At 70.9% G+C, this 25,764-nt stretch carries 23 protein-coding genes; 17 read left to right on the forward strand and 6 right to left on the reverse strand.

The genetic code is table 11. The annotated features are described in order from the left end of the window. Positions 1-102: 102 nt before the first annotated feature. The 4 genes from B7K23_RS06250 to B7K23_RS06265 form a co-directional block, all read right to left on the reverse strand. Positions 103-1,047 carry an alpha/beta hydrolase gene (locus B7K23_RS06250; protein WP_084125497.1) on the reverse strand — a complete coding sequence of 315 codons (945 nt, stop codon included), beginning with the start codon at positions 1,045-1,047 and terminating at the stop codon, positions 103-105. 10 nt (positions 1,048-1,057) lie between these two features. Next, complete coding sequence (locus B7K23_RS06255) at positions 1,058-1,816, reverse strand: FadR/GntR family transcriptional regulator (RefSeq protein WP_084125498.1); 759 nt, start codon at positions 1,814-1,816, stop codon at positions 1,058-1,060. Positions 1,817-1,880: 64 nt separating this feature from the next. After that, entirely contained in the window at positions 1,881-3,281 is a 1,401-nt protein-coding gene (locus B7K23_RS06260) for an amidase (protein ID WP_084125499.1), read from the reverse strand. A gap of 16 nt (positions 3,282-3,297) precedes the next feature. Beyond that, entirely contained in the window at positions 3,298-4,539 is a 1,242-nt protein-coding gene (locus tag B7K23_RS06265) for an MFS transporter (protein ID WP_084125500.1), read from the reverse strand. 123 nt (positions 4,540-4,662) lie between these two features. Between B7K23_RS06265 and B7K23_RS06270 the strand changes: the two genes are divergently transcribed. From B7K23_RS06270 to B7K23_RS06295, 6 genes are all read left to right on the forward strand, one after another. Beyond that, positions 4,663-6,198, forward strand: coding sequence for an ABC transporter substrate-binding protein (locus tag B7K23_RS06270; protein WP_084125501.1), 1,536 nt, complete (start codon positions 4,663-4,665; stop codon positions 6,196-6,198). A 77-nt stretch (positions 6,199-6,275) separates the two neighbouring features. Further along, a complete protein-coding gene (locus B7K23_RS06275) occupies positions 6,276-7,226 on the forward strand; it encodes an ABC transporter permease (RefSeq protein ID WP_084125502.1) in 951 nt (316 codons plus the stop codon). Then, positions 7,223-8,086, forward strand: coding sequence for an ABC transporter permease (locus B7K23_RS06280; protein ID WP_084125503.1), 864 nt, complete (start codon positions 7,223-7,225; stop codon positions 8,084-8,086). Before B7K23_RS06275 ends, B7K23_RS06280 begins: the two co-directional genes overlap by 4 nt. Continuing rightward, complete coding sequence (locus tag B7K23_RS06285) at positions 8,086-9,126, forward strand: ABC transporter ATP-binding protein (protein WP_084125504.1); 1,041 nt, start codon at positions 8,086-8,088, stop codon at positions 9,124-9,126. Before B7K23_RS06280 ends, B7K23_RS06285 begins: the two co-directional genes overlap by 1 nt. Next, positions 9,123-9,971, forward strand: coding sequence for an ATP-binding cassette domain-containing protein (locus B7K23_RS06290; protein WP_084125505.1), 849 nt, complete (start codon positions 9,123-9,125; stop codon positions 9,969-9,971). The genes B7K23_RS06285 and B7K23_RS06290 overlap by 4 nt, the downstream gene beginning before the upstream one ends. A gap of 8 nt (positions 9,972-9,979) precedes the next feature. Beyond that, entirely contained in the window at positions 9,980-11,521 is a 1,542-nt protein-coding gene (locus tag B7K23_RS06295) for an amidase (RefSeq protein WP_084125506.1), read from the forward strand. 156 nt (positions 11,522-11,677) lie between these two features. On the opposite strand, the gene B7K23_RS06300 is transcribed toward B7K23_RS06295, so the two are convergent. Further along, positions 11,678-12,874 (reverse strand): homoserine O-acetyltransferase, encoded by a 1,197-nt coding sequence (locus B7K23_RS06300; RefSeq protein ID WP_084125507.1) that lies wholly within the window; start codon positions 12,872-12,874, stop codon positions 11,678-11,680. A 280-nt stretch (positions 12,875-13,154) separates the two neighbouring features. On the opposite strand from B7K23_RS06300, the gene B7K23_RS06305 reads away from it, so the two are divergent. Further along, complete coding sequence (locus B7K23_RS06305) at positions 13,155-14,723, forward strand: NlpC/P60 family protein (RefSeq protein WP_143338126.1); 1,569 nt, start codon at positions 13,155-13,157, stop codon at positions 14,721-14,723. Between the two features lie 277 nt (positions 14,724-15,000). On the opposite strand, the gene B7K23_RS06310 is transcribed toward B7K23_RS06305, so the two are convergent. Then, positions 15,001-15,525, reverse strand: a complete 525-nt coding sequence (locus B7K23_RS06310) for an inorganic diphosphatase (protein ID WP_084125509.1) — start codon at positions 15,523-15,525, stop codon at positions 15,001-15,003. 92 nt (positions 15,526-15,617) lie between these two features. Here B7K23_RS06310 and dacB point away from each other — a divergent pair, with 92 nt between their 5' ends. The 10 genes from dacB to B7K23_RS06360 all read left to right on the forward strand — a co-directional run bounded on the left by dacB (position 15,618) and on the right by B7K23_RS06360 (position 25,762). Continuing rightward, a complete protein-coding gene (gene dacB, locus B7K23_RS06315; RefSeq protein ID WP_084125510.1) occupies positions 15,618-17,075 on the forward strand; it encodes a D-alanyl-D-alanine carboxypeptidase/D-alanyl-D-alanine-endopeptidase in 1,458 nt (485 codons plus the stop codon). A gap of 21 nt (positions 17,076-17,096) precedes the next feature. Further along, entirely contained in the window at positions 17,097-18,095 is a 999-nt protein-coding gene (gene tilS, locus B7K23_RS06320; RefSeq protein WP_084125511.1) for a tRNA lysidine(34) synthetase TilS, read from the forward strand. A 107-nt stretch (positions 18,096-18,202) separates the two neighbouring features. Beyond that, positions 18,203-18,742 carry a hypoxanthine phosphoribosyltransferase gene (gene hpt / locus B7K23_RS06325; RefSeq protein ID WP_084126208.1) on the forward strand — a complete coding sequence of 180 codons (540 nt, stop codon included), beginning with the start codon at positions 18,203-18,205 and terminating at the stop codon, positions 18,740-18,742. Between the two features lie 272 nt (positions 18,743-19,014). Beyond that, complete coding sequence (locus B7K23_RS06330; RefSeq protein ID WP_143338127.1) at positions 19,015-19,863, forward strand: type IV toxin-antitoxin system AbiEi family antitoxin domain-containing protein; 849 nt, start codon at positions 19,015-19,017, stop codon at positions 19,861-19,863. A 288-nt stretch (positions 19,864-20,151) separates the two neighbouring features. Beyond that, positions 20,152-22,173 carry an ATP-dependent zinc metalloprotease FtsH gene (gene ftsH, locus B7K23_RS06335; RefSeq protein ID WP_084125513.1) on the forward strand — a complete coding sequence of 674 codons (2,022 nt, stop codon included), beginning with the start codon at positions 20,152-20,154 and terminating at the stop codon, positions 22,171-22,173. Positions 22,174-22,213: 40 nt separating this feature from the next. Beyond that, positions 22,214-22,780 carry a GTP cyclohydrolase I FolE gene (folE, locus tag B7K23_RS06340; RefSeq protein ID WP_234996435.1) on the forward strand — a complete coding sequence of 189 codons (567 nt, stop codon included), beginning with the start codon at positions 22,214-22,216 and terminating at the stop codon, positions 22,778-22,780. A gap of 7 nt (positions 22,781-22,787) precedes the next feature. Beyond that, complete coding sequence (gene folP / locus B7K23_RS06345; RefSeq protein WP_234996436.1) at positions 22,788-23,609, forward strand: dihydropteroate synthase; 822 nt, start codon at positions 22,788-22,790, stop codon at positions 23,607-23,609. Between the two features lie 10 nt (positions 23,610-23,619). Continuing rightward, a complete protein-coding gene (gene folK / locus B7K23_RS06350; protein ID WP_159451342.1) occupies positions 23,620-24,648 on the forward strand; it encodes a 2-amino-4-hydroxy-6-hydroxymethyldihydropteridine diphosphokinase in 1,029 nt (342 codons plus the stop codon). A 1-nt stretch (position 24,649) separates the two neighbouring features. Next, complete coding sequence (locus B7K23_RS06355; protein ID WP_084125516.1) at positions 24,650-25,129, forward strand: DUF3180 domain-containing protein; 480 nt, start codon at positions 24,650-24,652, stop codon at positions 25,127-25,129. A gap of 153 nt (positions 25,130-25,282) precedes the next feature. Further along, positions 25,283-25,762, forward strand: coding sequence for a PH domain-containing protein (locus tag B7K23_RS06360; protein ID WP_084125517.1), 480 nt, complete (start codon positions 25,283-25,285; stop codon positions 25,760-25,762). Positions 25,763-25,764 lie beyond the last annotated feature (2 nt).

Below are 25,764 nucleotides of genomic sequence, written 5' to 3' on the forward strand. Positions count from 1 at the left end.
AGACGACACCCCGGCGAGTCGCGGACTTGCCGGGGTGTCGCTCTGCGTGTCGCGCTGAGATCGGTTCGGACTGTCGGTGGCAGCCCGCGCCGTCCGCGAGAGTCAGACCCGCGTCGACTCGAGCACCTTCACGAGCTCGGCGCAGAAGTCGTCGATCGCGGCCATCGCCGCCGGGGACGACGCCGCCGACACGAAGCCGTGGATGAGGCCCGCGTACTCGCGGTGCACGGTCGTGACGCCGGCCTCGAGGTAGGCGTCACGCAGCACGGTGCCGTGGTCCTTGATCGGGTCGAACTCGGCCGTGACGATGACCGCGGGCGCGAGGTCGGCGAGGCTCTCGCTCAGCAGCGGCGAGGCGATCGGGTCCCAGCGCAGGTCCGGGTCCACGAGGTAGGCGCGGTCGGGGAAGTCGACCGGCGGGGTCTCGAGCAGGTACCCGGTCGCGAGGTCGTCCATCGACGGGTAGCGCTTGGACAGGTCGCACGAGGGGTAGATGAGCAGCTGCGCGCCGAGCTTCACGCCCGCGTCGCGCGCCCACACCGAGAGCGAGGAGCCGAAGTTGCCGCCCGCGCTGTCGCCCGCGATGACCACCGCCTCAGCGTCGCCGCCGAGCTCCTCGATGTGCTCGTGCGCCCACAGGATCGAGTCGCGCGCGTCCTCCCAGCCGGCGGGGAAGGGGTGCTCGGGGGCGAGGCGATAGTCGATGCTCACGACCACCGCGCGCGCCTCGCGCGCGATGCGACGCGTGACCGGGTCGTAGATCTCGACGCTTCCCATGACCCACGAGCCGCCATGCGCGTAGACGATGGTGGGGCAGGGCTGGGTCACGCCCTCGGGGCGGTAGATGCGCGCCGGGACGGGGCCGCCGGAGGCCGGGATGACGACGTCCTCGGTGTCGATGCCCTCGACCACGTCGATCCCGAACGCGCCCTCGCGCCAGTCCGCCATCTGCTGACGGATCTGCTCGATCGTCGGCGGCTCGGTGGCCGCGGCCTTCTGCGCGTTGACCCAGTCGATGATGCGGGCGATGTCGGGATCGAGGGGCATGGGGTTCTCCTTAGAGGGTGGCGGCCAGCAACGCGCGCTCGCTCTCGCTCACGTGGTCGCCGTAGTACTCGAGGATGTAGCGCTTCGCGAGGCCTCCCGCGAGCTGCCCGTCGCGGGCGCGGATGGCCTCGAGGATCTCGGCGTCGTGCGCGCGCGACTCGCGCATGAGCTCGACCGCGTCGGTCGCGGAGCTGAGCTTCGACTGGATCATCTCGAACATGAGGTCCTGCGTGACCTTGCCGATCAGGGTGACGAGGCCGTTGTGGCCCGCCTCCCACACGGCCTCGTGGAACTGCACCTCCGCGCGGGTGAACGCCTCGGGAGTGTGGTCCCCGTCGATGACCTCCTGCATGACCGCGATCGCGGCGTCCATGCGGGCGAGCTGCTCGTCGCTGCGCAGCGTCGCGGCGCGCGAGCACGCGACGGACTCGATCGACATGCGCACGGGCAGGAAGTCGGCGAGGTTGAGGTTGTTGGTGCGCACGAGCCGGCGCACGGGCCGCACGAGCAGGTCCGCCGACGGTGGGAGGATCTCGGGGCCGCGCGGGTCGCCGTGGCGCGAGCGGATCACGCCCATGCTCTCGAGCACGCGCAGCGCCTCGCGCACCGTGGGACGCGAGACCGAGAAGTTCTCCATCATCTCGCGCTCCGAGGGCAGGTGCTGGCCGGGCTTGAGGGAGCCGTCGGCGATCGCGTCCTCGACCTGCGAGACGATCATCTCGTACGCGCGCTGGGTCTTGACCGCCTGGAAGTCGCTTCCCTGACTCATCCTGTCTCCTGTCCTGGCTGCAGCATCGTCGCGAGCCGCGTGCTGTGCTGAACGTTACTGGTCATCAACTGGGCCACACCGGGTCGGCGGTCTCGGGTCGTGCCTGCTCGAGCCACGCGGCGAGCCTCAGCAGCGCCACGTCCTCGAACCTCCGGGTCGCGAGCTGCACGCCGATCGGGCGGCCGTCGGCGGTGAAGCCGGCGTTGACCGTGACCGCGGGCTGGTCCGAGAAGTTGTACGGCGCGGTGAAGCCGATGTGGTGCAGCGACGTCGCCGGGGCGTTCGACGGCATCGGCCACTCGGCGGGGAACGCTGCGCCAGGGGAGACCGGGGAGACGACCACGTCGTACGGCAGGGTCGACGCGACCGTGGTGCGCCGCAGGTCCAGCACCGCCTGGTAGCCGTCGAGGACCTGGATGCCGTCCACGCCTCGCGCGCCCTCCGCCCACTCCATGACGAACGGCAGCACCTTCGCGCGCTTCGCGGGGTCCATGTGCTCCATGTCCGCGAGCGAGCGAGCGCGCAGGAACAGGTCGAGCCCGTCCATCATGGGCTCGGTCGCGAACGGCGAGATCTCCTCGACCTCCGCGCCCGCGTCGGAGAGCATCGCGACGACGGCGCGCACCGTGTCCGCGACCTCGGGGTCCACGGGCAGTCCCCAGCCTGCGTCGACGTGCCACGCGACGCGCAGTCCCCTGGGCTCGGTGGACGCGCCATGGACGATGCTCATCCAGTCGAGCTCGACGGGCACCTGGGTGTGGTCGCGGGGGTCGGCGCCGGTCGCGATCGCCATGAACAGGGCGGTGTCGGCGACGGTGCGGGTGAGGGGGCCGATCGTGCGTCCCATGTAGGCCGAGTCGACGGGCACGAGCCCGTACGTGGGCTTGAGGCCCACGAGGCCGAGCCATGAGGCGGGCAGACGGACCGAGCCGCCGATGTCGCTTCCGGAATGGAGCGGTCCGAGCTGTGCGGCCGCCGCCGCGCTCGCGCCCGCGGACGAGCCGCCGACGGTCCACGCCTGGTTCCAGGGGCTGCGCGTGATGCCGTGCAGGCTGGAGACGCCCGACGAGAGCATTCCGAGGTCGGGCATCGTGGTCTTGCCGAAGCGGACCGCTCCCGCGCGCTCCATGAGCGCGGCGACGGGGCCGTCCTCTGCGGCGGGCGGGTTGTCCTCGCCACTCGCGGAGCCGCCCGGAAGCGGGGTGCCCTGGGTCGCGACGTTCTCCTTGAGCGTGAGCGGCACGCCGTCGATGACGCTGAGCGGCTCGCCCGCGCGCCACCGCGCGGCGCTCGCCTCGGCCGAGGCGCGGGCGTGCTCGGGCTCGAGCCGGTAGAAGGCGTTGATCCGCGGCTCCCAGGACTCGGTGCGCGCAAGCGTCTCCTCGATCGCCTCGACGGGGTCGAGCGTCCCCGCGCGGAAGGCCTCGACGAGGCCGACGGCGGTGAGCTGGGTGGGATCCGTCATGGGTGACGCCTCCAATTCATGCACTGGTCTGACCAGCATACTGACGCATTGTTTCGTTCTCGATTCGCGTGGGTCGGGCCGCGATCAGCGTCGCCGCGAGGCCAGGGAGAGCGACCGCGCTGAGGAACACCAGGGGTGCTGTCCAGGTGCCCGTGTGCTCGTAGAGGACGCCCACGACGAGCGGCCCAGCGAGGCCGAGCACGTAGCCGACGCTCTGGGAGAAGCCTGACAGCGCCGCGGCGCCGTGCTCGGTGCGCGAGCGCAGGTGGAACATCGTCAGGCAGGCCGGGAAGAGCATCGGTCCGAGGCCCGCGATGGCCACCCACAGCGCGGGCGCGGCGCTCGGTGCGAGCGCGAGTCCCGCGTTGCCGACGATGGTCGCGAGCATCCCGAGCGACAGCAGCCAGGCGGCGCCGTCGGTGCGCTCGGTGAGCATCGGCATGAGCAGCGCGAGCGGGATCCCGAGCGCCGCGTAGAGCGACAGGAGCGCGCCCGCCTGGGTCGCATTGAGGTCTGCGGTCTCGGTGAGCAGGGTGGGGAGCCACGCGAACATCGCGTAGCCGTTCATGGCGGAGACCGAGAAGATCACGCCGAGCGACCATGCGAGCGGTGACCGCCACATCGCGTTCTGCAGGCGCTTGATAGCCGCTTTATCAGGCTCGATGTCCTCGTTGACATTGCGTCCCGAACGGACCAGGGCGAGCCATGGGGTCGCGGCGATCGCGCTCAGCAGCGCCCAGGAGCCGAGCGACACCCGCCAGCCGGCGGCGTCGGCGACCGGTGCGGCGACGAGGGGAGGCACCGCGGTGCTCACCGCGATGAGCGTCGCGTAGAGAGAGGTGATCGCGCCCGCGCGATCGGGGAAGTACCGCTTCACGATCGGTGGCAGCAGGACGTTTCCGATGGCCATCCCCGCGAGTCCCAGGAGCGTTCCGACGATGAGCACCGCGATCGTGGGCGCGAGCGCGCGCACGAGGTGGCCGACGATCGTGACCGCCATCGCGACGACGAGCGTCGCCTCGAGGCCGAGCCGGGCCGCGAGGCGTGAGCCGGCCATGCCGAACAGCGCGAAGCACGCGGGTGGCAGCACCCCGAGGGTCGCGAGCGTCGCGACGTCGAGCTCGAGGTCCGCCCTGATCGCGTCGACGATCGGCGACAGCGAGGCGATCGAGGTGCGGAGGGTGAGCGCGACCAGCACGACGCCCGCAAGAGCCAGCGACTTGCCTGCCAGCTGCGACGGCGAACCGGTTTTACTCAATTGATGACCTCGTGAAATCGGGGGGAAACAATGTGTGGGTAGTATGCCACATAGTTTACTGGTCTTACCACTAGGACCGGCGAGCTACCGCACCAGCTCCTTCCACCGAGAGGTCCCGAAGAGATGTCCCGCAGCCCACGTAAGATCGCGATGGCCCTCACGGCCGTCGCGGCCAGCCTGACCCTGGCGGCCTGCAGCGCAGGCGCCGCCTCCACCTCGACCTCCTCGTCGTCCTCGACCGACGCGGAGACCCCCACCGAGGTCACCATCGGCTTCGGCGCCGAACCCGCCTCGCTCGACTTCACCACGACCGACGGAGCCGCCATCCCCCAGGCGCTCCTCGACAACGTGTACGAGGGCCTCGTCACGATGGACGACAACGGCGACATCCAGCCGCTGCTCGCCGAGAGCTGGGAGGTGTCGGACGACAACCTCACCTACACCTTCACCCTGGCCTCCGACGTCGCCTTCTCCAACGGCGACGCCTTCACCGCCGAGACCGTGAAGTGGAACATCGAGAACGTCCAGAGCGACAACTGGACCATCTCCCTCAAGAGCTACATGGACGTCGTGGACTCCGTCGAGGTCATCGACGACACGACCGTCGCGGTGACGCTGTCGAGCCCGTCGAACGACTGGCTGTTCCGCATGACCACCCGCGTGGGCGCGATGTTCGACCCGGACGCCGTCGACGACCTCGCCACCACCGCGGTCGGCACCGGCCCGTACGTCGTCTCCTCCTTCAACCTCGGCGACTCGCTCGTGCTCGAGAAGAACGACGGCTACTGGGGCGACGAGCCCGAGATGGACACCGTCACCTTCAAGTACATCGAGGACGCCAACGCGATGAACAGCGCGCTGCTGTCGGGCTCGATCGACGCGATCCCCGGCTTCGCCTCGCTCGACACGCTCGACCAGTTCTCCGACGAGTCCGAGTACCAGATCCTCGAGGGCGGCACGTCGGCCGAGATGGTCCTGTCGCTCAACAACGCGTCGGGCATCTTCACCGACGTCACCGCCCGCCAGGCCGTGAACTACGCGATCGACCGTCAGACCATCATCGACTCGGTCGCGGGCGGCTACGGCCAGCTCATCGGCTCGATGGTCCCGACCACCGACCCGTGGTTCGACGAGTCGCTCGTCGACGCGTACCCCTACGACCCCGAGAAGGCCAAGGAGCTCATCGCCGAGGCCGGCATCGAGGGCGAGACCATCCGCTTCCAGGTGCCCTCCAACTCGGACACCCAGCAGGTCGCGCAGCTCGTCGCCTCGAACCTCGAGCAGGTCGGCCTGAACGTCGAGATCGAGATCCTCGAGTTCCCCGCGCAGTGGCTCGAGCAGGTCTTCACCGGCCACGACTTCGACATGTCGGTCATCAACCACGTCGAGGCGCGTGACCTCGCGACCTACGCCAACCCCGACTACTACTGGGGCTACGACAGCGAGGAGTTCCAGGAGCTCATCGCCGCCGCGGACGCCGGCACCGCCGAGGAGCAGGTCGAGTACCTGACCGAGGCCGCCGCCCTCCTGTCCGAGGAGGCCGTCAGCGACTGGCTCTACCTCCAGGCGAACATCACCATCGCGGTGACCGGACTCGAGGGGCTTCCGATGAACTCCACCTCCGAGTCGTTCAACGTGACCGACCTCAGCTGGTCCTGACCCGCTGATCAGCCGGGGCCGCCTCCTCCCTCCAGGAGGCGGCCCCGGCCCACCCCGGAACCTCGCGAAGGACAGCCATGCTCCTGAAGCTCCTCTCCCGCACCGGCATCCTGCTGGCCAGCACCCTGGTCGGCTCGATGATCGTGTTCGGACTCCTCGCCGTGCTCCCCGGCGACCCTGCCACCGTCGCGCTCGGCGTCAACGCCACCCCCGAGGCCGTCGCCCAGCTCCAGCAGGAGTTCGGCACCGACCGTCCCCTGGTCGTGCAGTATCTCGACTGGCTCGGGGGCATCCTCCAGGGCGACTTCGGCACCAGCTACGTCACGGGCGCCGACATCGCCCAACAGATCGGTCAGCGCATCGCGGTCACCGGATGGCTCGTGGGCACCTCGCTCGTGCTCACGATCCTGATCGCCGTGCCGCTCGGCGTCCTCGCCGCGGTCCGGCAGCGCAAGGCGAGCGGCACCGTGCTCGCCGCCATGAGCCAGTTCGGCGTCGCGGTGCCCAGCTTCATCGCCGCGCTGCTGCTCATCAACATCTTCGCCGTCCGGCTCGGCTGGGTGCCCTCCGGCGGCTGGACCGCCCCCGTCGAGGATCCCGCCGAGTTCCTGCGCAAGCTCATCCTGCCGGTCGTGTCGATCGGCCTGGTCCAGGGCGCCGTCCTGAGCCGCTACGTGCGATCGGCGGCCCTCGAGATCATGCGCGAGGACTTCATCCGCACCGCGCGTGCCAAGGGCCTCACCCCGCTGCGCGCGTTCATCAAGCACGGCAGCCGCAACGCGGCCGTCCCCGTCGTGACCGTGATCGGTCTCCAGGTCGCGGGCCTGCTCGTCGACACGATTGTCGTCGAGAGGGTCTTCGTGATCCCCGGCCTCGGCTCGCTGCTGTTCGATGGGCTGGCGAACCGCGACCTCCTGCTCGTGCAGGGCATCGCGCTGATCATCGTGTGCCTGATCCTGGTGCTCAACTACATCGTCGACCTCTTGTACATCGTGATCGATCCCCGGCTCAGGAGGCAGCTCGCATGACCACCGCATCTGTTCCCGCGCCCGCACCCGCGCGGCGTCGAGGCTCCGGCCGCCGGCTGTCGGGCAGCCTGATCACGGGCATGGTGCTCGTCGGGCTCGTCATCCTCATGGCGCTCATGTCCTTCATCTGGACGCCGTACGACCCCACGGTCACCACGCCGGACCGCTACCTCACCCCGTCGCTCAGCCACCTGCTCGGCACGGACGCGCTCGGCCGCGACGTGTTCAGCCAGCTCCTGTACGGCGCCCGCACCACGCTCTACGTCGGCATCATCGCCGTCGGCGTCGCCGCGCTGCTGGGCGTGCCGTTCGGCATCCTCGCGGCGGCGGGCCCCCGGTGGGCGAACGAGCTCATCATGCGCGGCATCGACCTGATGCTCGCGTTCCCCGCGCTTCTGCTCGCGATCATCCTCGGCGCCGCCCTCGGCGTCAGCACCTTCTCCGCGATGGTCGCGATCGGCATCGCGACCGCGCCCGCCTTCGCGAGGCTCGCCCGCTCGGGCACCCTCCAGGTGCTGTCCACCGAGTACGTCACCGCCGCGCGCATCAGCCGCCGCGGGCCGTTCGCCATCGCGTGGCGGCACGTGCTGCCGAACATCGCCCCCGTGCTGATCGTCCAGGCGTCGGTCAGCTACGGCGTCGCGGTGCTCGCCGAGTCCGGCCTGTCCTACCTGGGGTACGGCACGCCGCCGCCGACGCCCACCTGGGGTCGCATGCTCCAGGAGGCACAGACCGCCATGTTCAGCCAGCCTCTGCTCGTCGTGTGGCCGTCGGTCGCGATCATCGTCGCGGTGCTCGGCTTCAACCTGCTCGGCGACGGGCTGCGCGATCGCTTCGACCCGAAGATGGAGGACCGCTGATGTCCGCCCCCGTGCTTGCAGTCGAGCAGCTCAGCATCGACACCCCGCGCACCTCGCTCGTGCGCGACGTCTCCTTCTCGATCGGCCCCGGTGAGCGCGTCGGCCTCATCGGCGAGTCGGGATCCGGCAAGTCCGTGACGTCGATGGCCGTCTTCGGTCTCCTCGCCGAGGGGCTCAAGGCGTCCGGCTCGATCCGCCTCATGGGCGTCGACGACGACCTCGTCGAGGCCAACGAGGCGCGCGTCGCCTCCCTGCGGGGCAACCGCATGGCGATGGTGTTCCAGGAGCCCATGACGGCGCTCAACCCGACCATGAAGATCGGCAAGCAGGTCGCCGAGGCCTTCACGGTGCACGGCGAGCTGCGCCGCAAGGCCCGCGCCCGCGCGCTCGAGATGCTCGAGACCGTCGAGCTGCCGGACGCCGCCCGCGCGATGAACGCCTACCCGCACGAGCTGTCCGGCGGTCAGCGCCAGCGCGTCGCGCTCGCGATCGCCATGGCGAACTCGCCGTCGCTGCTGATCTGCGACGAGCCGACCACCGCGCTCGACGTGACCGTGCAGGCCCGCATGCTCGCGCTCATCGACGCCCAGGTCGCGGAGAGCCGGTCGGCGCTGCTGTTCATCACGCACGACCTCGCGGTCGTCGCGACGATCTGCCAGAAGGTGCTCGTGATGTTCGGGGGCGAGCTCCTCGAGTCCGGCCCCGTCGAAGAGGTGTTCCGCAACCCGCGGCACCCCTACACCAAGGCCCTTCTCGCATCGTCCGAGCTGGACGTCGACCCGGCCACGGGCCGGCTCGCGACCATCCCCGACGACCTGTTCGCGTACAAGGACCGGCGGGGCGAGTGCCCGCGCTGCAAGGACAGGGACGATGCGCCCGGCACCGCCTCCAGCGCCTGGATCGAGACCGAGGTCGGCGGCTACGCGTGCTGGCACGAGGCGGCGGCTTCCACGGAGGCCGCCGGGTCAAGCGAGGACACCGGGTCCACCGAGACCGCCGGGTCAAGCGAGAACACCGAGACCCAGGGAGGCGACCGATGACCGAGCGGGAGACCCTCATCGAGGTGGACGGCGTGAGCCGCACCTTCGGCACCGCGCCCTCGCGGATGCGCCCGAACGCGCGCCAGGTGCACGCTCTCAAGGACGTCAACCTCGAGATCAAGCGAGGCGAGCGCTTCGGGATCGTCGGCGAGTCCGGCTCCGGCAAGTCCACCCTCATCAAGCTCATCGCAGGCCTCGACGACCCGACCGAGGGCGTCGTCCGCTTCGAGGGGAAGCAGGTCTCGGGCACGCCGGAGCGCAGGCTCGGCTTCCTGCGCGAGAAGCTCCAGTTCGTCTTCCAGGACCCGATGGCGTCGCTCGACCCGCGCATGCGTGTGCGCGAGATCATCGCCGAGCCGCTCATCGCAACCAAGCACCCTGACCCGAGCGCCCGCGTGCTCGAGCTGCTCGATGCTGTCGGCATGCCCCCCGAGACCGCGGACAGGTTCCCGCACCAGTTCTCGGGCGGACAGCGTCAGCGCATCTCGATCGCGCGGGCGCTCGCCCCCGAGCCGACCGTGCTCATCGCCGACGAGCCGGTCAGCGCGCTCGACGTGTCCGTGCGCGCGCAGATCCTCAACCTGCTGCATGAGCTGGTCGAGCGGTTCGACCTCACGCTCGTGTTCGTCTCGCACGACCTGTCCGTGGTCCGCTACCTGTGCGATCGGGTGTCCGTGCTCTATCACGGGGACCTGGTCGAGGTCGGGGACACCGAGGAGATCTACGCGAGCACCGCGGAGCCCTACACCCGCAGCCTCATCGCCGCGGTGCCGACGCTCACCGACGCGCTCGCGGGCGTCGATGCGGCACAGCTCGCGACCCGGATGGACGCGCCGAGCGCTTAGGAGAAGCCATGGTTCTGTACAGCCCGTCGGCCTCACAGGTTGTCGCCGCGGCGGCTCGCCGCGGTCTGAGTCTCACCGAGGCGGAGGGCGCGATGCTCGCCGAGATGGGCGAGGGGCTCCTGCGGTCCTTCGAGCGCATCGACGGAGCCGAGCGCGCGACGCTTCCCACGTCGGTGCCCCGCTCGCCGGGGCGCGTGCCGACCACCGAGGAGAACCCGCACAACGGGTGGGTGTGGCGCTGCGAGATCGCGTCGGACACGACGACCGGTCCACTCGCCGGGCGCAGCGTCGTCGTCAAGGACATCGTCCCCGTCGCGGGACAGCCGATGACCGGCGGCTCCGCGATCCTCCAGGGGTACACCGCGACGTTCGACGCGACCGTCGTCACGCGCGTGCTCGACGCGGGCGGCACGATCGCCGGCATCGCCACGACCGAGGACCTGTGCATGTCGGCGGCCTCGGTGTCGGCGGCCTCGGGTCAGGTGCGCAACCCTCGGGATCCGTCGCGGTCCGCGGGAGGCTCGTCGAGCGGCGTGGCCGCGCTCGTGGCCAGCGGCGCGGTCGACGTCGGGATCGGTGCCGATCAGGGCGGCAGCATCCGCATCCCCTCGAGCCTCACCGGCATCTTCGGCATGAAGCCCACCTACGGCCTCGTGCCCTACACGGGCGCCGCGCCCATCGATGTCAGCGCCGATCACCTGGGGCCGATGGCGCGCACCTCCGCCGACCTCGCCGCGCTCCTGCAGGCCATCGCCGGCTTCGACGCCGGGCGGGATCCCCGCCAGCGTGCCGACTTCACCGTCGGCGACTATGTCGGCGCGGCCGAGCGCCGCGACCTCACCGGGCTGCGCGTCGGAGTCCTCAAGGAGGGCTTCGACCTCGAGGGCGAGCCCGCGCCCGTCGACGTCGCCGTGCGAGAGGGCATTGAGGCGATGCGCGCGCTCGGCGCCGAGATCGTCGAGGTCAGCGTCCCGCGCCAGGAGCTCGCGATCGACCTGCAGGCCGCCATCCTGATCCAGGGCGCGAGCGAGTTCATGATGCGCGGCGCGGGGACCGGGCTGCCGGGCAAGGGCTTCTTCGACGAGCAGATCGGGCAGCTCGCCGCGGGCGGGCTCTCGCTCCACGGCGATCAGCTCTTCGCCGCGATCAAGTACTGCATGGGGATGGGCGGCTACCTCTGGGACGCGTACGGCGGCTCGTACTACGCGAAGGCGCAGAACCTCGCGCTCGCGCTGCGCGCCGACTACGACGCGGTGCTCGAGAACGTCGACGTGCTCGTTCTGCCGACCACGCGATCCCAGGCCAAGCCGCTGCCCGACGAGGATGCGCCGGGGCTCGCCGCGGTCGAGCTCGCGCAGGACGCGAGCCTCATCCGGAACACGTGTGCCTTCAACCACACGGGCCATCCCGCGCTCAGCGTGCCGGTCGGGCCGGTCGACGGGCTTCCCGTCGGGATGATGCTCGTCGGCTCCTGGTACGCGGAGGAGACGCTGATCGGCGTGGCCGCGGCCCTCGAGGCCGCGGGCGCGACCCAGGCCCAGCTCGCGTGAGGGGGGCTTCGGCCTAGCGGCGGTGCCTAGCCGGCGACCGCATCGTCCTGACCGCCGTGTCCACCTGGCGACCGCGTCGTCCTGGCGACCGCGTCGTCCTCGCGACCGCATCGTCCCTGGACCCCTGCATCGTCCCGTGGCCGAGGCCCCGCGCGACTACAGCGTGCGCTCGAACTCCTCCATGAAGGCGATCATCTGCGCCGCCTCGACCAGGAAGCCGTCGTGGCCGACGGGGGAGTGGACCACCTTGATGCCGTCCGAGCCCGACAGCGCCGCGTCGAGCCGCTGCGAGTTCTGCATCGGGTAGAGGCGGTCCGAGTCGATCGCGATCACGAGCGCGGGGTCCTGGTAGCGGGCGAGCGCGGTCTCGACGCCGCCGCGGCCCCGGCCCACGTCGTGCGACTGGATCGCGCGCGCGAGGGCGACGTACGTGTTCGCGTCGAAGCGTCGCGCGAGCTTGCGCGCGTGGTGCTCGAGGTACGACTGCACCGAGAACAGGCCGCCCTTGCCCAGCGGGTCCGTGTCGCCCTGGTAGCTGCGGTCGAAGCGGTCGTTGAGCTCGCCCGCGCTGCGGTAGGTCGTGTGCGCGATCATGCGCGCGATGCCGATGCCCACGTGCGGCCCGTCGCCATCCGCCGCGCCGTAGTAGTCGCCGTCGCGGAACCTCGGGTCGGCGAGGATCGCGGCGATCTGCGAGGTCGACCACGCGATCTGGTCCGCGGTCGTCGCCCCCGTCGAGCCCACGGGCGAGATCGCGCCGACGCGCTCGGGCACCATCGCGGCCCACTCGAGCGCGCGCATGCCGCCCATCGACGGGCCGGCCATGAGGCGCCACTTGTCGATGCCGAGGTGGTCAGCCAGGAGGATCTCGGCGCTCACCATGTCGCGCATCGTCACGTACGGGAAGCGCGAGCCCCACGGCAGCCCGTCCTCGGGGTGCGGGGACGCGGGGCCGGTGCTGCCCTGGCAGCCGCCGATGACGTTCGCAGAGACGATGTAGTGGCGCGCCGGGTCGATCGGGCGCCCCGGGCCGACCATCGCGTTCCACCAGCCGCCCGTGTGGTGGCCGGGCTCGGCGGGGCCGAACACGTGGCTGTCGCCCGTGAGCGCGTGCGCGATGTAGACGGCGTTGTCCTTGGCGGCGTTCAGCTCGCCCCAGGTCTCGTACGCGAGGACCGCTCCCGGGAGGATGCCCATGGGGTCGGCCTCGAGCGGGAGGTCGCCGAGCGGCAGGAACTGCCTGCGCCCGGGGTGGTCGCCCTCGCGCCACGCGGCGGTCGCGGGGATGGGCGCGCCGGGCCCGGGGCCCTTGTCGGCGGCCCAGGCGTCAGTCTCGATGCCGTCGTCGTCCATAGCGGTCCAAGCCTAGGGCACAGGGGTTCGGGGACATGGACGATGCGGTGGGGTCGCGGGCTGGATCCCACCCTTGGCGGCAGGGGTGCGGGCCCGATCCCACCTTCGCCGAGACGTTTGTCACATCTGTCACATGAGCCTCTAGCGCCTCGTGAGTAATGCGGGTAGTTTGGGACCGTTCGCACCCGGTCCGGGGGTCGCGGACGGGGTCTTGCGGGTCCGGCCATCGGGTCCGCGCAGGTCCGCCGCACGAGGGTCAGCGCACGCGCGCGAGGAGAACGTGGAAGCTACGCACCACATGGCATGGGCCGTCGCCGCTGGTCGGCGCACCGCCGCCGCGCTCGCGCTCACGCTCGCGGCCTCCGTGCTCGCGGTCGTCAACTCGCCCCTCGCCGAGGCCTACCCAGGCGCCGACGACATCGCCGCCGCGCAGGCCGCCGCCGAGGACCAGGCCGCCACCGTCGCCCAGCTCGACGCCGCGATCGCGCAGCTCGAGGGCGCCGCGCAGGAGGCCAACATCGCCGCCCTGAGCGCGGCCGAGGACTACAACGTCGCGCAGGAGGCCAACATCTCGGCCCAGCGCGACCTCTTCTCCGCCAACGCCCGCGCCGACGAGGCAGACGAGGCTCTCGACGAGGCCACGTCCGCGCTCGCCGCTGTCGCGCTCGCGGACTACCGCAACGGCGGCGACCTCGCCTCGTTCGAGGCGATCATGACCGCCGACGGCTTCGACGAGGTCATCACCCGGACCGAGTCGCTCGACCGCGCGTCGAGCCAGGTCGAGGCCGCGCTCCAGCAGGTCAAGGCTGCCGAGCTCGTCTCGGAGACGATGCGCGGTTTCGCCGAGGACGCCGCAGACGTCGCCGTCGAGGCCGAGCAGGCCGCGCTCGACACCCTCGACGCCGCCCAGGAGGCGCAGGCGAACGCGAACGCCGCGGTCGACCAGGCCGCAGTCGTCCAGACCGAGGCCATCGCGAGGCTCGCGGAGCTCAACGACACGACCGTCGCGCTCGAGCAGCAGCGGCAGGACGGACTCGCCGCCGAGCGTGCCGCCGCCGAGGCAGCAGCCGCGCAGGCCGCAGCCCAGAAGCAGGCGGAGGCCCAGGCCGCCGCCGATGCTGCGGCCGCCAAGGAGGCCGAGGAGAAGGCCGCGGCGAAGAAGGCCGCCGAGGAGGCAGCCGCGAAGAACGAGTCGAGCAACTCGGGCTCGTCGAACTCCGGCTCCTCCAACTCGGGCTCGTCGAGCTCGTCCGACAAGGACTCGAGCTCCGGCTCCTCGAACTCGGGTTCGTCCAACTCCGGCTCCTCGAGCAGCGGGTCCAACTCCGGCTCGAGCTCCAGCTCCGACAAGGACGACGACTCGAGCTCGGGTTCGTCGGGCTCCAGCTCGGGCAGCTCGTCGGGGTCGAGCTCGGGCTCCAGCTCGGGATCGTCCGGCTCCTCCGGCTCAAGCTCGTCGAACTCGTGGAAGTCCTCCGCCTCGCAGGGCCAGTCGGCCGCGAGCTATGCGATCAGCCTCACCGGCGCGACCTACCAGTACGGCGGCAGCGGCCCTGCGTATGACTGCTCGGGCCTGACCCAGGCCGCGTGGGGCTCCGTGGGCTACTACATCCCCCACAGCTCGCGCCTGCAGTACTCGTACACGACGCACGTGTCGTTCTCGCAGCTGCGCGTCGGAGACCTCATCTTCTGGGGCACCGGCCAGAACGCCTCGGCGATCTATCACGTGGCGATCTACATCGGCAACGGCAAGGTCATGGAGGCCTCGAGCCCCGGCCACCTCGCGGGCACCCGCGTCTACAACAACTGGGCGGTGTCGGACATCATGCCGTACGCCGGCCGCGTCTAGCCGAGCGCCTAGCCGAGCGCGCACGCCCCACGTTCGCGAGTGAGCCGTGCAGTTCTGCACGCACCTGTGACCCGTGTGCTTGGGGAGGCGGGTGCGAAACCCCTCCAGGCTCTCGCGCCTCGTCTGTCACAGCCGCGTGCAGAATTGCACGCGATGCCCTCCCGCAACGCGGGCGGCTCGCGACGAGGGGGTGTTTCGGTGCCCGCTGTGGCTGCGCCGGACACGACGAAGGCCCCCGGCGAGCGCCGAGGGCCTTCGTGAAGCCTGAACCGAGGAGTCAGTGCTCCTGCGGCGGGAACAGCGGGTTCATGTGCGCGAACGGCGTGCCGGCGGCGCGGTCGAAGGACTCCTGGATCTCCTCCTCGGCCTCGGAGCGGCCCACCCAGGTCGCGCCCTCGACCGACTTGCCGGGCTCGAGGTCCTTGTAGACCTCGAAGAAGTGCTGGACCTCGAGGCGGTGGAAGTCCGACACGTCGGTCAGCTCCTGGCGCCAGGTCTGGCGCTGGTCGCCCACGGGCACGCACAGCACCTTGTCGTCACCGCCGGCCTCGTCGCGCATGCGGAACATGCCGAGCGCGCGGCAGCGGATCTGGCAGCCGGGGAACGTCGGCTCCTCGAGCAGCACGAGCGCGTCGAGCGGGTCGCCGTCCTCGCCGAGCGTGCCGTCGATGAACCCGTAGTCGTCGGGGTAGCGGGTCGAGGTGAACAGCATCCGGTCCAGCTTGATGCGGCCCGTGTGGTGGTCCACCTCATACTTGTTGCGCGACCCCTTGGGGATCTCGATCGTGACGTCGAACTCCATGACATTCCTCACGTGACGGGGACACGACCGGTGCAGGCCGCTGAGACAGATAACTGGATACTAGTGTGACGCATCGACACGGAGAGGCTGGGATGGGAAAGAGAGTGGTGGCCGCGATCGCGGTTCCGGCCGTCCTGGCGCTCGGCTACGTCGGCGCGGACATCGCCGACGTCGTGCCCGGATTCCTCACGACCGAGCCCGAGCCGCTCATCGCCGCGCCGTTCCTCACGGCCTCGCCGGCCCCGTCGTCGTCCTCGGACGATGCGGTCCTCACCGGGGTCGGGGACGATGCGCCGGTTCCCTCGGCCGGGATCCTCCAGTCCTACGCCCAGGAGCTGCGCGACGACTCGCGCACCGGCACCTCGACGAATGTCTCGGTGGTCGACCTGCTGACGGGCGAGCAGCTCGTCGACCTCGACGCCGACGACCCCCAGGTGCCCGCGTCGACCACCAAGGTGCTCACCGCGGTGGCCGCGACGACGACGCTCGGCGAGGACTACCGCCTCAGCACGGACGTCGCGTGGGACGCGGACACGCGGACGCTCACGCTCATTGCGGGCGGCGACATCCTGCTCGCCGAGGGCTATGGGCACGCCGGCGACCTGAGCGAGTACACCGCCGAGGAGATCGCCGAGACGGGCGGGCCGTCGGTCGCCAACGGCTACGCGGGCCTCGCGGACCTGGCCGACGCCGTGGTCGACGCGCTCGGCACCGACCTGGGCAAGGTCACGGTCGCGGTCGACACCTCCGACTTCCCCGGCCCCGCGTACCCGCAAGCGTGGCCCGACTACGCACTTCAGTACGGCTACGCGGGCCGGGTCACGGGCCTCGCGATCGACGAGGGCCGCCTCACCGACTACGAGTACGCGCAGCGGTCCGACGACCCGGTCGGCGACACCGTCGACACGCTCGCCTCGCTGCTGTCCGAGCGCGGCGTGAACGTGACCGACGTGCTCGAGGACCCTGACGCATCGTCCGCGTCCCTCACGAACGTCGTCGCGAGCGTCGAGTCCGCGCCGCTGTCCGACATCGTCACCTACCTCCTGCGCGACTCCGACAACACGGTCGCCGAGCAGGTGGGGCGCGTCCTCGCGCTCGAGACCGGGCGGCGCGCGACGCCGACCGGCGCGGCCGCGGCCGTCACCGAGGCGCTCGAGAACCTCGGCGTCGACACGACCGGGCTCGAGCTGTACGACGGCGCGGGCTTCTCCGACCGCAACCAGATCACGCCGAACCAGCTCGTCTCCGCGCTGCGGCTCGCCGCGCTCGCGGACGAGGGCGACACCGGGGTCTTCGACTGGCTGGCCGTCATGGGAGTCGAGGGGACCGTCGCCGCGCGCGCGGGCACCGACGAGGTCATCGGCCGCGGCTACGCGAAGACCGGATCGCTCACCGGGGTCACGGCGCTCACCGGGATCATCGAGACCGCTGACGGCCGCTGGCTCGTGTTCGCGACGCTGCTCGACGGCATGCCCCAGGGTCAGACCTATCCACGCGCGGCGATCGACGAGTTCGTCGCGGCGCTGGCAGGATGTGGCTGTGAGGGATGACGTACTGAGGGTCGGCGTGCGATGAGCGCGCCGCACCCCTCCGTCGCCGCCTGCCGCTCCGCGGTGAGGCAGGCCCTCGACGGCCTGTCGATCGGGACGCGCGTGTGGGTCGCCCTGTCGGGAGGCCCCGACTCGCTGGCCCTCGCCGCCGCCACGGCGTACGTGGGCCGCAAGGAGGGCTACCTCACGGGCGCGATCATCGTGGACCACGGCCTCCAGGAGGGCTCCGCCGAGGTCGCGAAGCACGCGGCCGAGCAGGCGAGGCTCGCGGGCATCTTCCACGTGTTCGTCGAGAAGGTGACCGTGGGGCGCGAGGGAGGGCTCGAGGCCGCCGCGCGCAAGGCCAGGTATGACGCGATCAACGCGCGCGTCGACGCCGAGGGCGGCCACGACCCGCAGATCCTCACCGGCCACACGATGGACGACCAGGCCGAGACGGTGCTGCTCGCGCTCGCTCGCGGCTCGGGCGCCCGCGCGCTGTCGGGCATCCCGCCCAGGCGTGGGCGCATCGCGCGACCGTTCCTGTCGGTGCGGCGCTCCGACACCGTGACCGCGTGCGCGGCCCAGGGCCTCGACCCGTGGCACGACCCGACCAACACCGATCCCGACGGCCCGCGCCGCTCCGCCCTCCGGGCCACCGTCATGCCCGCGCTGACCGAGGTGCTCGGCCCGGGCGTCGTCTCGGGCCTCGCGCGCTCCGCGGCGCTGCTCCAGGCCGACGCCGACGAGCTCGACCGCCAGGCCCGCTCCGCGATGAGCACCTCCGCGTCGACCGTGCGCTCCGACGAGTGGCGCTGCGACATGCTCGCCGCGCTGCCCGACGCGATCCGCTCGCGCATGCTCAAGATGCTCGCCGAGGCCAAGGGCGCCGGCCCGCTCGCGACCGTGCACGTCAACGCGCTCGACGCACTGGTGACCCAGTACAAAGGTCAGGGCGCGGTCTCGTTGCCAGGTGGCTACGAGGCGCGGCGCGAGTATGGCAGGCTGGTCATCAGCCACCCCCTCGAGCGTCCGGCCTAGTCGGCGCTCACCGCGGGCCGCCCCCTGGCCCGCATCGCCACCGGGCCGCCCCTGGCCCGCATCGCAGGAACATCTCCGAGGAGCATCCCGTGGACCAGACGTTCGACATGGACGACTTCACCAAGATCATCGTCAGCGAGAACGACATCGGCCGGAAGCTCGACGAGATGTCCGCCGCGATCCGCCGCGACTACGAGGGCAAGGACCTGCTGCTGCTCGGCGTGCTCAAGGGCGCCGTCATGGTGATGGCCGACCTCGCGCGCCGCATGCCGCCGACGGTGCAGATGGACTGGATGGCGATCTCGTCGTACGGCTCGGGCACCAAGTCCTCCGGCGTCGTGCGCATCCTCAAGGACCTCGACACGGACCTCACCGGCAAGCACGTGCTGATCGTCGAGGACATCATCGACTCCGGGCTCACCCTGTCGTGGCTGCTGGGCAACCTCCAGTCGCGTGGCGCCGAGTCCGTCGAGGTCGCGACGCTGCTGCGCAAGCCCGACGCCGTCAAGGTCGACGTGCCGGTCAAGTACCTCGGCTTCGACATCCCGAACGACTTCGTCGTCGGCTACGGGCTGGACTTCGCGGAGAAGTACCGCACCCTGCCGTTCGTGGCGATCCTCAACCCGAGCGTGTACGGGGAGCAGTAGGAGGCCGCGCCCGGCGCGGAAGCATCCTGGACCTGGCTTCCGGGGTGCGAGTCTGCGTTTGCGCACGATCGCGTGCACTTCTGCACGCACCTGTGACGCAAGCTGCTGGTGGTGCGGCAGTGCATGCACGTGGGCCACATAGTTCTCACGCTTCCCAGGTGCGTGCACAACTGTCCGGTGCCGTCGTCGCCGATGTCCACAAGAGGCCGACAGGCAGCGCGAGTCCACAGCGGCAGGTGCCGCGGTGGTGGCCACGGTCGGCAGCGACGACCGTGTCGTCCGTGGATGTTCAGCGATGGATGCGGGACCGAGGCGGCGCTGCTCGTCTTTCGGAGCTGATGCGGGCAGGCGCGCGCCGGCGGGACCTGCAGATGCTTGTCGAGTCTGGCCGCGTGCTGCGCGCGTATCGAGGCTGCTACTCGTTGCCGGGTGCGACGAAGGAGGCAACGCTCGCGTGCTACTTCGATGGTGCGCTGACCTGCGTGACCGCGGCGACGGCAAGGGGGCTTCGGACCTTGGAGCAACCGCGCCGCATCCATCTTGAAGTCGGGATCGACCGGGGCGGGCACCACGGGGCATCTCCACCACATCGCGAGGTGACGCTCCACCGTTCCCGTTCGGCACACGAGCCAGGGGCCGTCGTCGGTCCCGAGCGCGCGATCGACATCGCAGCGGGGTGCGTCACGCCTCTCGCGCAGCTGGTGATGCTCGACCACGCTCTCTCTGCGGGCATGATGCGCCTACGAGACGTGGCTTCCTTCACGCATACGCGAGCTGAGAGAAGGGCCTGGCTGCTGCGGCACGCCTCGCCGCTCTCAGGGTCCGTGTCAGAGACCTGTGCGCGTGTGGCGCTGACGGGTGCGGGACTCGAGGTGGTGTGCCAGCCGAGCATCGGCGGCCTTCAACGCGCAGACTTCCTCGTCGAGGGGCTCGTCTACGTGGAGATCGACGGCTATGCCCACCACTCCGACCGCTATCAGTTCGAGGTCGACCGTGCGCGCGACCGGACCCTCCTGGCACAGGGACGTCCGGTGCTCCGGTTCACCTATCGGGACGCGGTGATGGACCCCGACAGGCTGGTGGCCGACGTCCTCAAAGCGCTCGCGGCGGTTCGCAGCTAGCGGCCTCCGTGCAGTTCTGCACGCGGCTGTGACGCAAGCTGCTGGTGGTGCGGCAGTGCATGTACTCGGGCCCCTCGAGTCTCTTCAATCACAGGTGCGTGCAGAACTGCACGGCAACCGCCGGGGTGTCGCAACTGAGATTGGTTCACACTGTCGGGAGAGCGTGAGGCGACGCGCTGGCGTGTCGCCCGCGAATCCGTGCGGAGTGCATGAGGGGGCGCGAGCGCGTCTGCCTGGGGCGAAACCGTCTCCACCATGTCCGGGCCCTCGCGTAGAGTCATAGGCACGATGAAGAATCTCCCCCGCCTTCTGCTCCTCGTGCTGCTCGTCGTAGCGCTCGGCTGGATCGTCTCCGGCTTCTTCAGCCCGCGCACGGACCGCGTGGACACCTCGGAGGGGTTCGACCTGCTCAAGTCGGACGTCGTCGAGCAGGCGAAGATCGTCGACGGCGATCAGCGAGTCGAGCTCACCCTCATCGAGAACCTCGCCGACAACCTTCCCGACGGCGCGCCCGAGGACTGGGCGGAGCTGTCCGACGTCGTCTACTTCACGTACGCGGAGCCGCAGGGCGAGTCCGTCGTCGAGGCCGTCGAGGCCTCGAGCGCGACCAGCTACGACGCCGAGCTCGCGACCACGTCCATCTGGACCAGCCTGCTCATCACCTTCATCCCGCTGCTGCTCATCGTGGTGGTGTTCTGGTTCCTGCTGTCGAGCATGCAGGGCGGCGGGGGCCGCCTCATGCAGTTCGGCAAGTCGAAGGCCTCGATGGTCAGCCCGGACATGCCCAAGGTGAAGTTCGACGACGTCGCGGGCGTGGACGAGGCCGTGGACGAGCTGCGCGAGATCGAGGAGTTCCTCGAGCACCCGGCCAAGTTCCAGGCCGTCGGCGCGAAGATCCCCAAGGGCGTCCTGCTCTACGGTCCTCCCGGCACCGGCAAGACGCTGCTCGCGCGCGCCGTCGCGGGCGAGGCGGGCGTGCCGTTCTTCTCGATCTCCGGATCGGACTTCGTCGAGATGTTCGTCGGCGTCGGCGCGAGCCGCGTGCGCGACCTGTTCGAGCAGGCCAAGAAGAACGCGCCGGCCATCATCTTCGTCGACGAGATCGACGCCGTCGGTCGCCACCGCGGCGCCGGCATGGGCGGCGGTCACGACGAGCGCGAGCAGACGCTCAACCAGATGCTCGTCGAGATGGACGGCTTCGACATCAACACGAACATCATCATGATCGCGGCGACCAACCGCCCCGACATCCTGGACCCCGCGCTCCTGCGTCCCGGCCGCTTCGACCGCCAGGTGGGCGTCGATGCGCCGGACCTCAAGGGACGACGCAAGGTGCTCGAGGTGCACGCGAAGGGCAAGCCGATCGCGCCCGAGGTGGACCTCGAGTCCGTCGCGCGCCGCACGCCGGGCTTCACCGGCGCGGACCTCGCGAACGTGCTCAACGAGGCGGCGCTGCTCACGGCCCGCCGCGACGAGAAGCGCATCGGCCCCGGCGAGATGGACGAGGCGATCGACCGCGTCATCGCGGGCCCGCAGAAGCGCACGCGCGTGATGAACGACCACGACAAGCGCGTCACGGCGTACCACGAGGGCGGTCACGCGCTCGTGGCGGCGGCGATGAACCACACGGACCCCGTCACGAAGGTGACGATCCTGCCGCGCGGCCGCGCCCTCGGCTACACGATGGTGATGCCGTCCGAGGACCGCTACTCGAAGACCCGCAACCAGCTGCTCGACAACCTCGCGTACGCGATGGGCGGCCGCGTGGCAGAGGAGCTCGTCTTCGGCGACCCGAGCACGGGCGCGAGCAACGACATCTCGCAGGCGACGGAGATCGCCAAGCAGATGGTCACCGAGTACGGCATGAGCACCGAGGTCGGCTCGGTCCGGCTCACGGGCAGCTCGGGCGAGGTGTTCCTGGGCCGCGACATGGGCCACGGCCGCGAGTACTCCGAGCGGATGGCCGCGATCATCGACGACGAGATGCGCAAGCTGCTCGACAACGCGATGGCCGAGGCGACCTGGTCGCTCCAGAACAACCGCGCCGTGCTCGACCGTCTCGCCGCCGAGCTCCTCGAGAAGGAGACGCTCGGCGAGAACGAGCTCGCGGAGATCTTCGCGGACATCGTCCACATCGATCGCCGCTCCCACTGGGTGAGCGGGGAGTGGGCGCCCACGGAGGCCCCCGAGCCGCTGCCCGAGGAGGTCGCGCCCGCCACGGCCCCGGTCGACGAGGTCGCCGAGCACACCTCGGACGCCCCGGACGATGCGACGGGGACCGGCGGGACCGAGTCCTTCGGGCCGGCCTGATGCAGACGATGCGCCACGCCGTCATGGAGCAGCGCTAGCCATGGCGGTCGACCAGCCTCGCATCGAGGCCGCGGTGAGGGAGATCCTCGCGGCGATCGGCGACGACCCCGACCGCGACGGGCTCCGCGAGACGCCCGCGCGGGTCGCGCGGGCGTATGAGGAGTTCTTCTCCGGGCTCGACCAGGACCCGGCCGAGGTGCTGTCCACGGTCTTCGAGCTCGGCCACGAGGAGATGATCCTCGTCAAGGACATCGAGCTGTACTCGATGTGCGAGCACCACCTGGTGCCGTTCCACGGCGTCGCGCACGTCGCGTACATCCCGGGCGTCGACGGCCGCATCACGGGGCTGTCGAAGCTCGCGCGGCTCGTCGAGCTCTACGCGCGCCGCCCGCAGGTCCAGGAGCGGCTGACCACGCAGGTCGCCGACGCGCTTGTCGACGAGCTCGGTGCGCGCGGCGTGATCGTCGTGGTCGAGGCCGAGCATCTGTGCATGTCGATGCGCGGCGTCCGCAAGCCCGGCTCGCGCACCGTGACCTCGGCCGTGCGGGGCATCATGCGCCACGCGGCCACGCGCGCGGAGGCGATGAGCCTCATCGCGGGCAGGTGAGGTCGACGTGAGCACGCTCGTCATGGGCATCCTCAACGTCACCCCCGACTCGTTCTCCGACGGCGGCCGCTGGGACACCGTCGACGCCGCGATCGCGCGCGGCCTCGAGCTGCGCGACCAGGGCGCGAGCATCGTCGACGTGGGCGGCGAGTCCACGCGCCCCGGCGCCGCCCGCATCGAGCCGGCCGAGGAGCAGGAGCGCGTCGTCCCCGTGATCCGTGCGCTCGCGGCCGAAGGCGTGACGCTCAGCATCGACACGATGCACGCCTCCACCGCTCGCGCGGCGGTCGAGGCCGGCGCGGCGATCGTCAACGACGTCTCGGGAGGCCTCGCCGACCCGGACATGGCGAAGACCGCCGCGGACCTCGCGTGCGACTTCATCGCGATGCACTGGCGCGCGCACTCCGCGGAGATGGACAAGGCCGACCGCTACGAGGATGTCGTCGCCGAGGTCGGCCGCGAGCTCGAGGCGCGCGTCGACGCCCTGGTGGGGGCTGGCGTCGCGAGCGACCGCATCGTCCTGGACCCGGGCCTGGGCTTCGCGAAGGTGACCGACTCGAACTGGCCGCTCATCGCCCGCTGGCGCGAGTGGGCGGGCGACCACCGCGTGCTCATCGGCGCGTCCCGCAAGCGGTTCCTGGGCGCCGCGATCGCGAGCGGCGGGGGAGACGGGGCGGACCCGTCCAATCGCGAGGCGGCGACGACCGCGGTCACGACCGTCTGCGCGCTCGAGGGCGTGTGGGCCGTGCGCGTGCACGACGCCGCCGCGTCACGTGACGCGATCTCCGTGGTGTCTCGATTGACAACAGCCGGGTACAAGGCACGATGAGGTTATGACGATGGATGCGCTTCCCTATGTGAAGAACGGCCGGGAGTTGGACCAGATCGCGGTGCACGGCATCCGCGTGACGGGGTTCCACGGCGTCAACGCCAACGAGAAGGAGACGGGGCAGCTCTTCTTCGCCGACGTCGTCGCGCACACGTCGACGCGCGCTGCCGCGGCGTCCGACGACCTCAGGAAGACGCTCAACTACTCCGACATCGCCGACAAGGCCGCGGAGATCCTCGCGGGCGACCCGTCGAACCTCCTCGAGACCGTCGCCGAGCAGATTGCGCGCGCGGTGCTCGAGATGGACGGCGTGTTCTGCGTCGACGTCGTCGTGCACAAGCCGCAGGCACCGCTGCACGTCGAGTTCGGCGACGTCACGGTCCGGATCCGGCGCGACGTCCGCACGGGCGGGCTGTGGTCGGACAAGCGCATCGGCTCGTCGGCGGGCAAGGGCGACGACCCGCTCTCGGCCGACGGCATCGGCCCCGCGCACGACCTCTTCGACAAGCGCCCGTTCCAGCCGGTCGACGCGTACCTCGCGCTCGGCGCGAACCTCGGCGACATGGCGACGACGCTGTCCAACGCGGTCTCCGACCTGCACCGCATCAGCGGCATCACCGTCACGGGTGCCTCGCCGCTCGTGCAGACGACCCCCGTCGGCGGCCCGCCGCAGCCCGACTATCTCAACGCCGTGATCCGCGTCGAGACGTCGCTCGCGCCGCGCGAGCTGCTGGCTGCGTGCCAGGGCATCGAGATGGTCTACGGCGGCCGCGACCGCGCCGAGGAGAACGGGCCGCGCACGCTCGACATCGACGTCCTCCAGTACGACGACCTCGCCGAGGTGACCGAGGACCTCGTGATCCCGCACCCGCGCGCGCACGAGCGCGGCTTCGTGCTCGTGCCGTGGGCGGCATTCGCGCCCAACGCGGTGCTCGCAGGGGAGAACGGCGGTCGCGTCGGCGACCTCGTGAACAGCATCGACACCTCCGGGGTGACCACCGTCGCCGAGCCGCAGCAGGGCGAGAGCCCTCAGCCCTGACGTGTCCCCACTGACCTGGCGTCGGCTCGCCGGATGGGCGGGCCTGTCCCTCGTGCTCGCCTGGGCACTCGGCGCGCTCCTGCTCGGCCGCGGCAACCCGCCCGTGGCCGTGCCCTTGTCCGTGCCGATCGGCTGCCTGATCGCGGGCGGCATCGCGCTCGCGACCGGCTGGACCGTGCGCTCGTACCAGCGTGGGGACCGGCGGCACCTCGAACCGATGCGCGCCCTGCGGACCGCGGCCTTCGCGCAGGCGTGCGCATACACGGGGGCCGTGCTCGGAGGGGTGTTCGGCGGCTACGCGCTGTCGCTGCTCGCCTACTGGGGCCACGCGCCACGCAGGCAGGTCGCGATCGAGGCGTTCGTCGCCGCGGGCGCCGCCGTGCTCATGCTCATCGCGGGGGTGATCGCGGAGCGCTGGTGCCGGATCGACGAGGACTCGGACGACTCCTCGGGCACCGACGCCGGAGCGGCGCCGGCCTGAGGCAGCGCGGCCCGGCCCGCGCCCTCGCAGGCTCAGCCAGGCCCGGCCGACGTCTGGCCCGGCCTGCATCGCCCGCGCCCCTGAGCGCGCGCCCGCCCCGCATCGTCCCTGGGACGGATCCCCTTCGTCGGCCCCCTTTGGCACACTGGTCCCATGACGTGGTTCGAGCCCGAAGGTGCCTCCTGGACGTACGTGGATCGCAAGCTGATCCCCGCCCGACTGATCTCCTTCGCGATCCCCGCGGGGCTCGCACTCGCGGCGACGGTCGCGCTCGCGGTGGCCTTGGGCGGTGCGGTGTGGATCGTGCCCGCGGTCGTGCTCGTGGTCGTCGTGTGGGCGGCGTGGGTGATCGTGCGTCAGGTCGGCGCGCACGCGTGGGCCGAGCGCGACGACGACCTGCTGGTCAAGCGCGGCCGCATGTTCCGCCGCGTGACCGTGGTGCCGTACGGCCGCATGCAGTTCGTCGAGGTCGAGGCGGGCCCGATCGCGCGCTCGTTCGGGCTCGCGCGCGTGCAGCTCCACACCGCGGCGCCGGGCACCGACGCCTCGATCTCGGGCGTGCCGACCGACGAAGCCGCACGCCTGCGCGACAGGCTCACGGCGCGCGGCGAGGCGACGCTGGCGGGGCTGTGACC

The sequence above is a fragment of the Demequina sp. NBRC 110054 genome, from assembly GCF_002090115.1.
Lineage (GTDB): Bacteria > Actinomycetota > Actinomycetes > Actinomycetales > Demequinaceae > Demequina.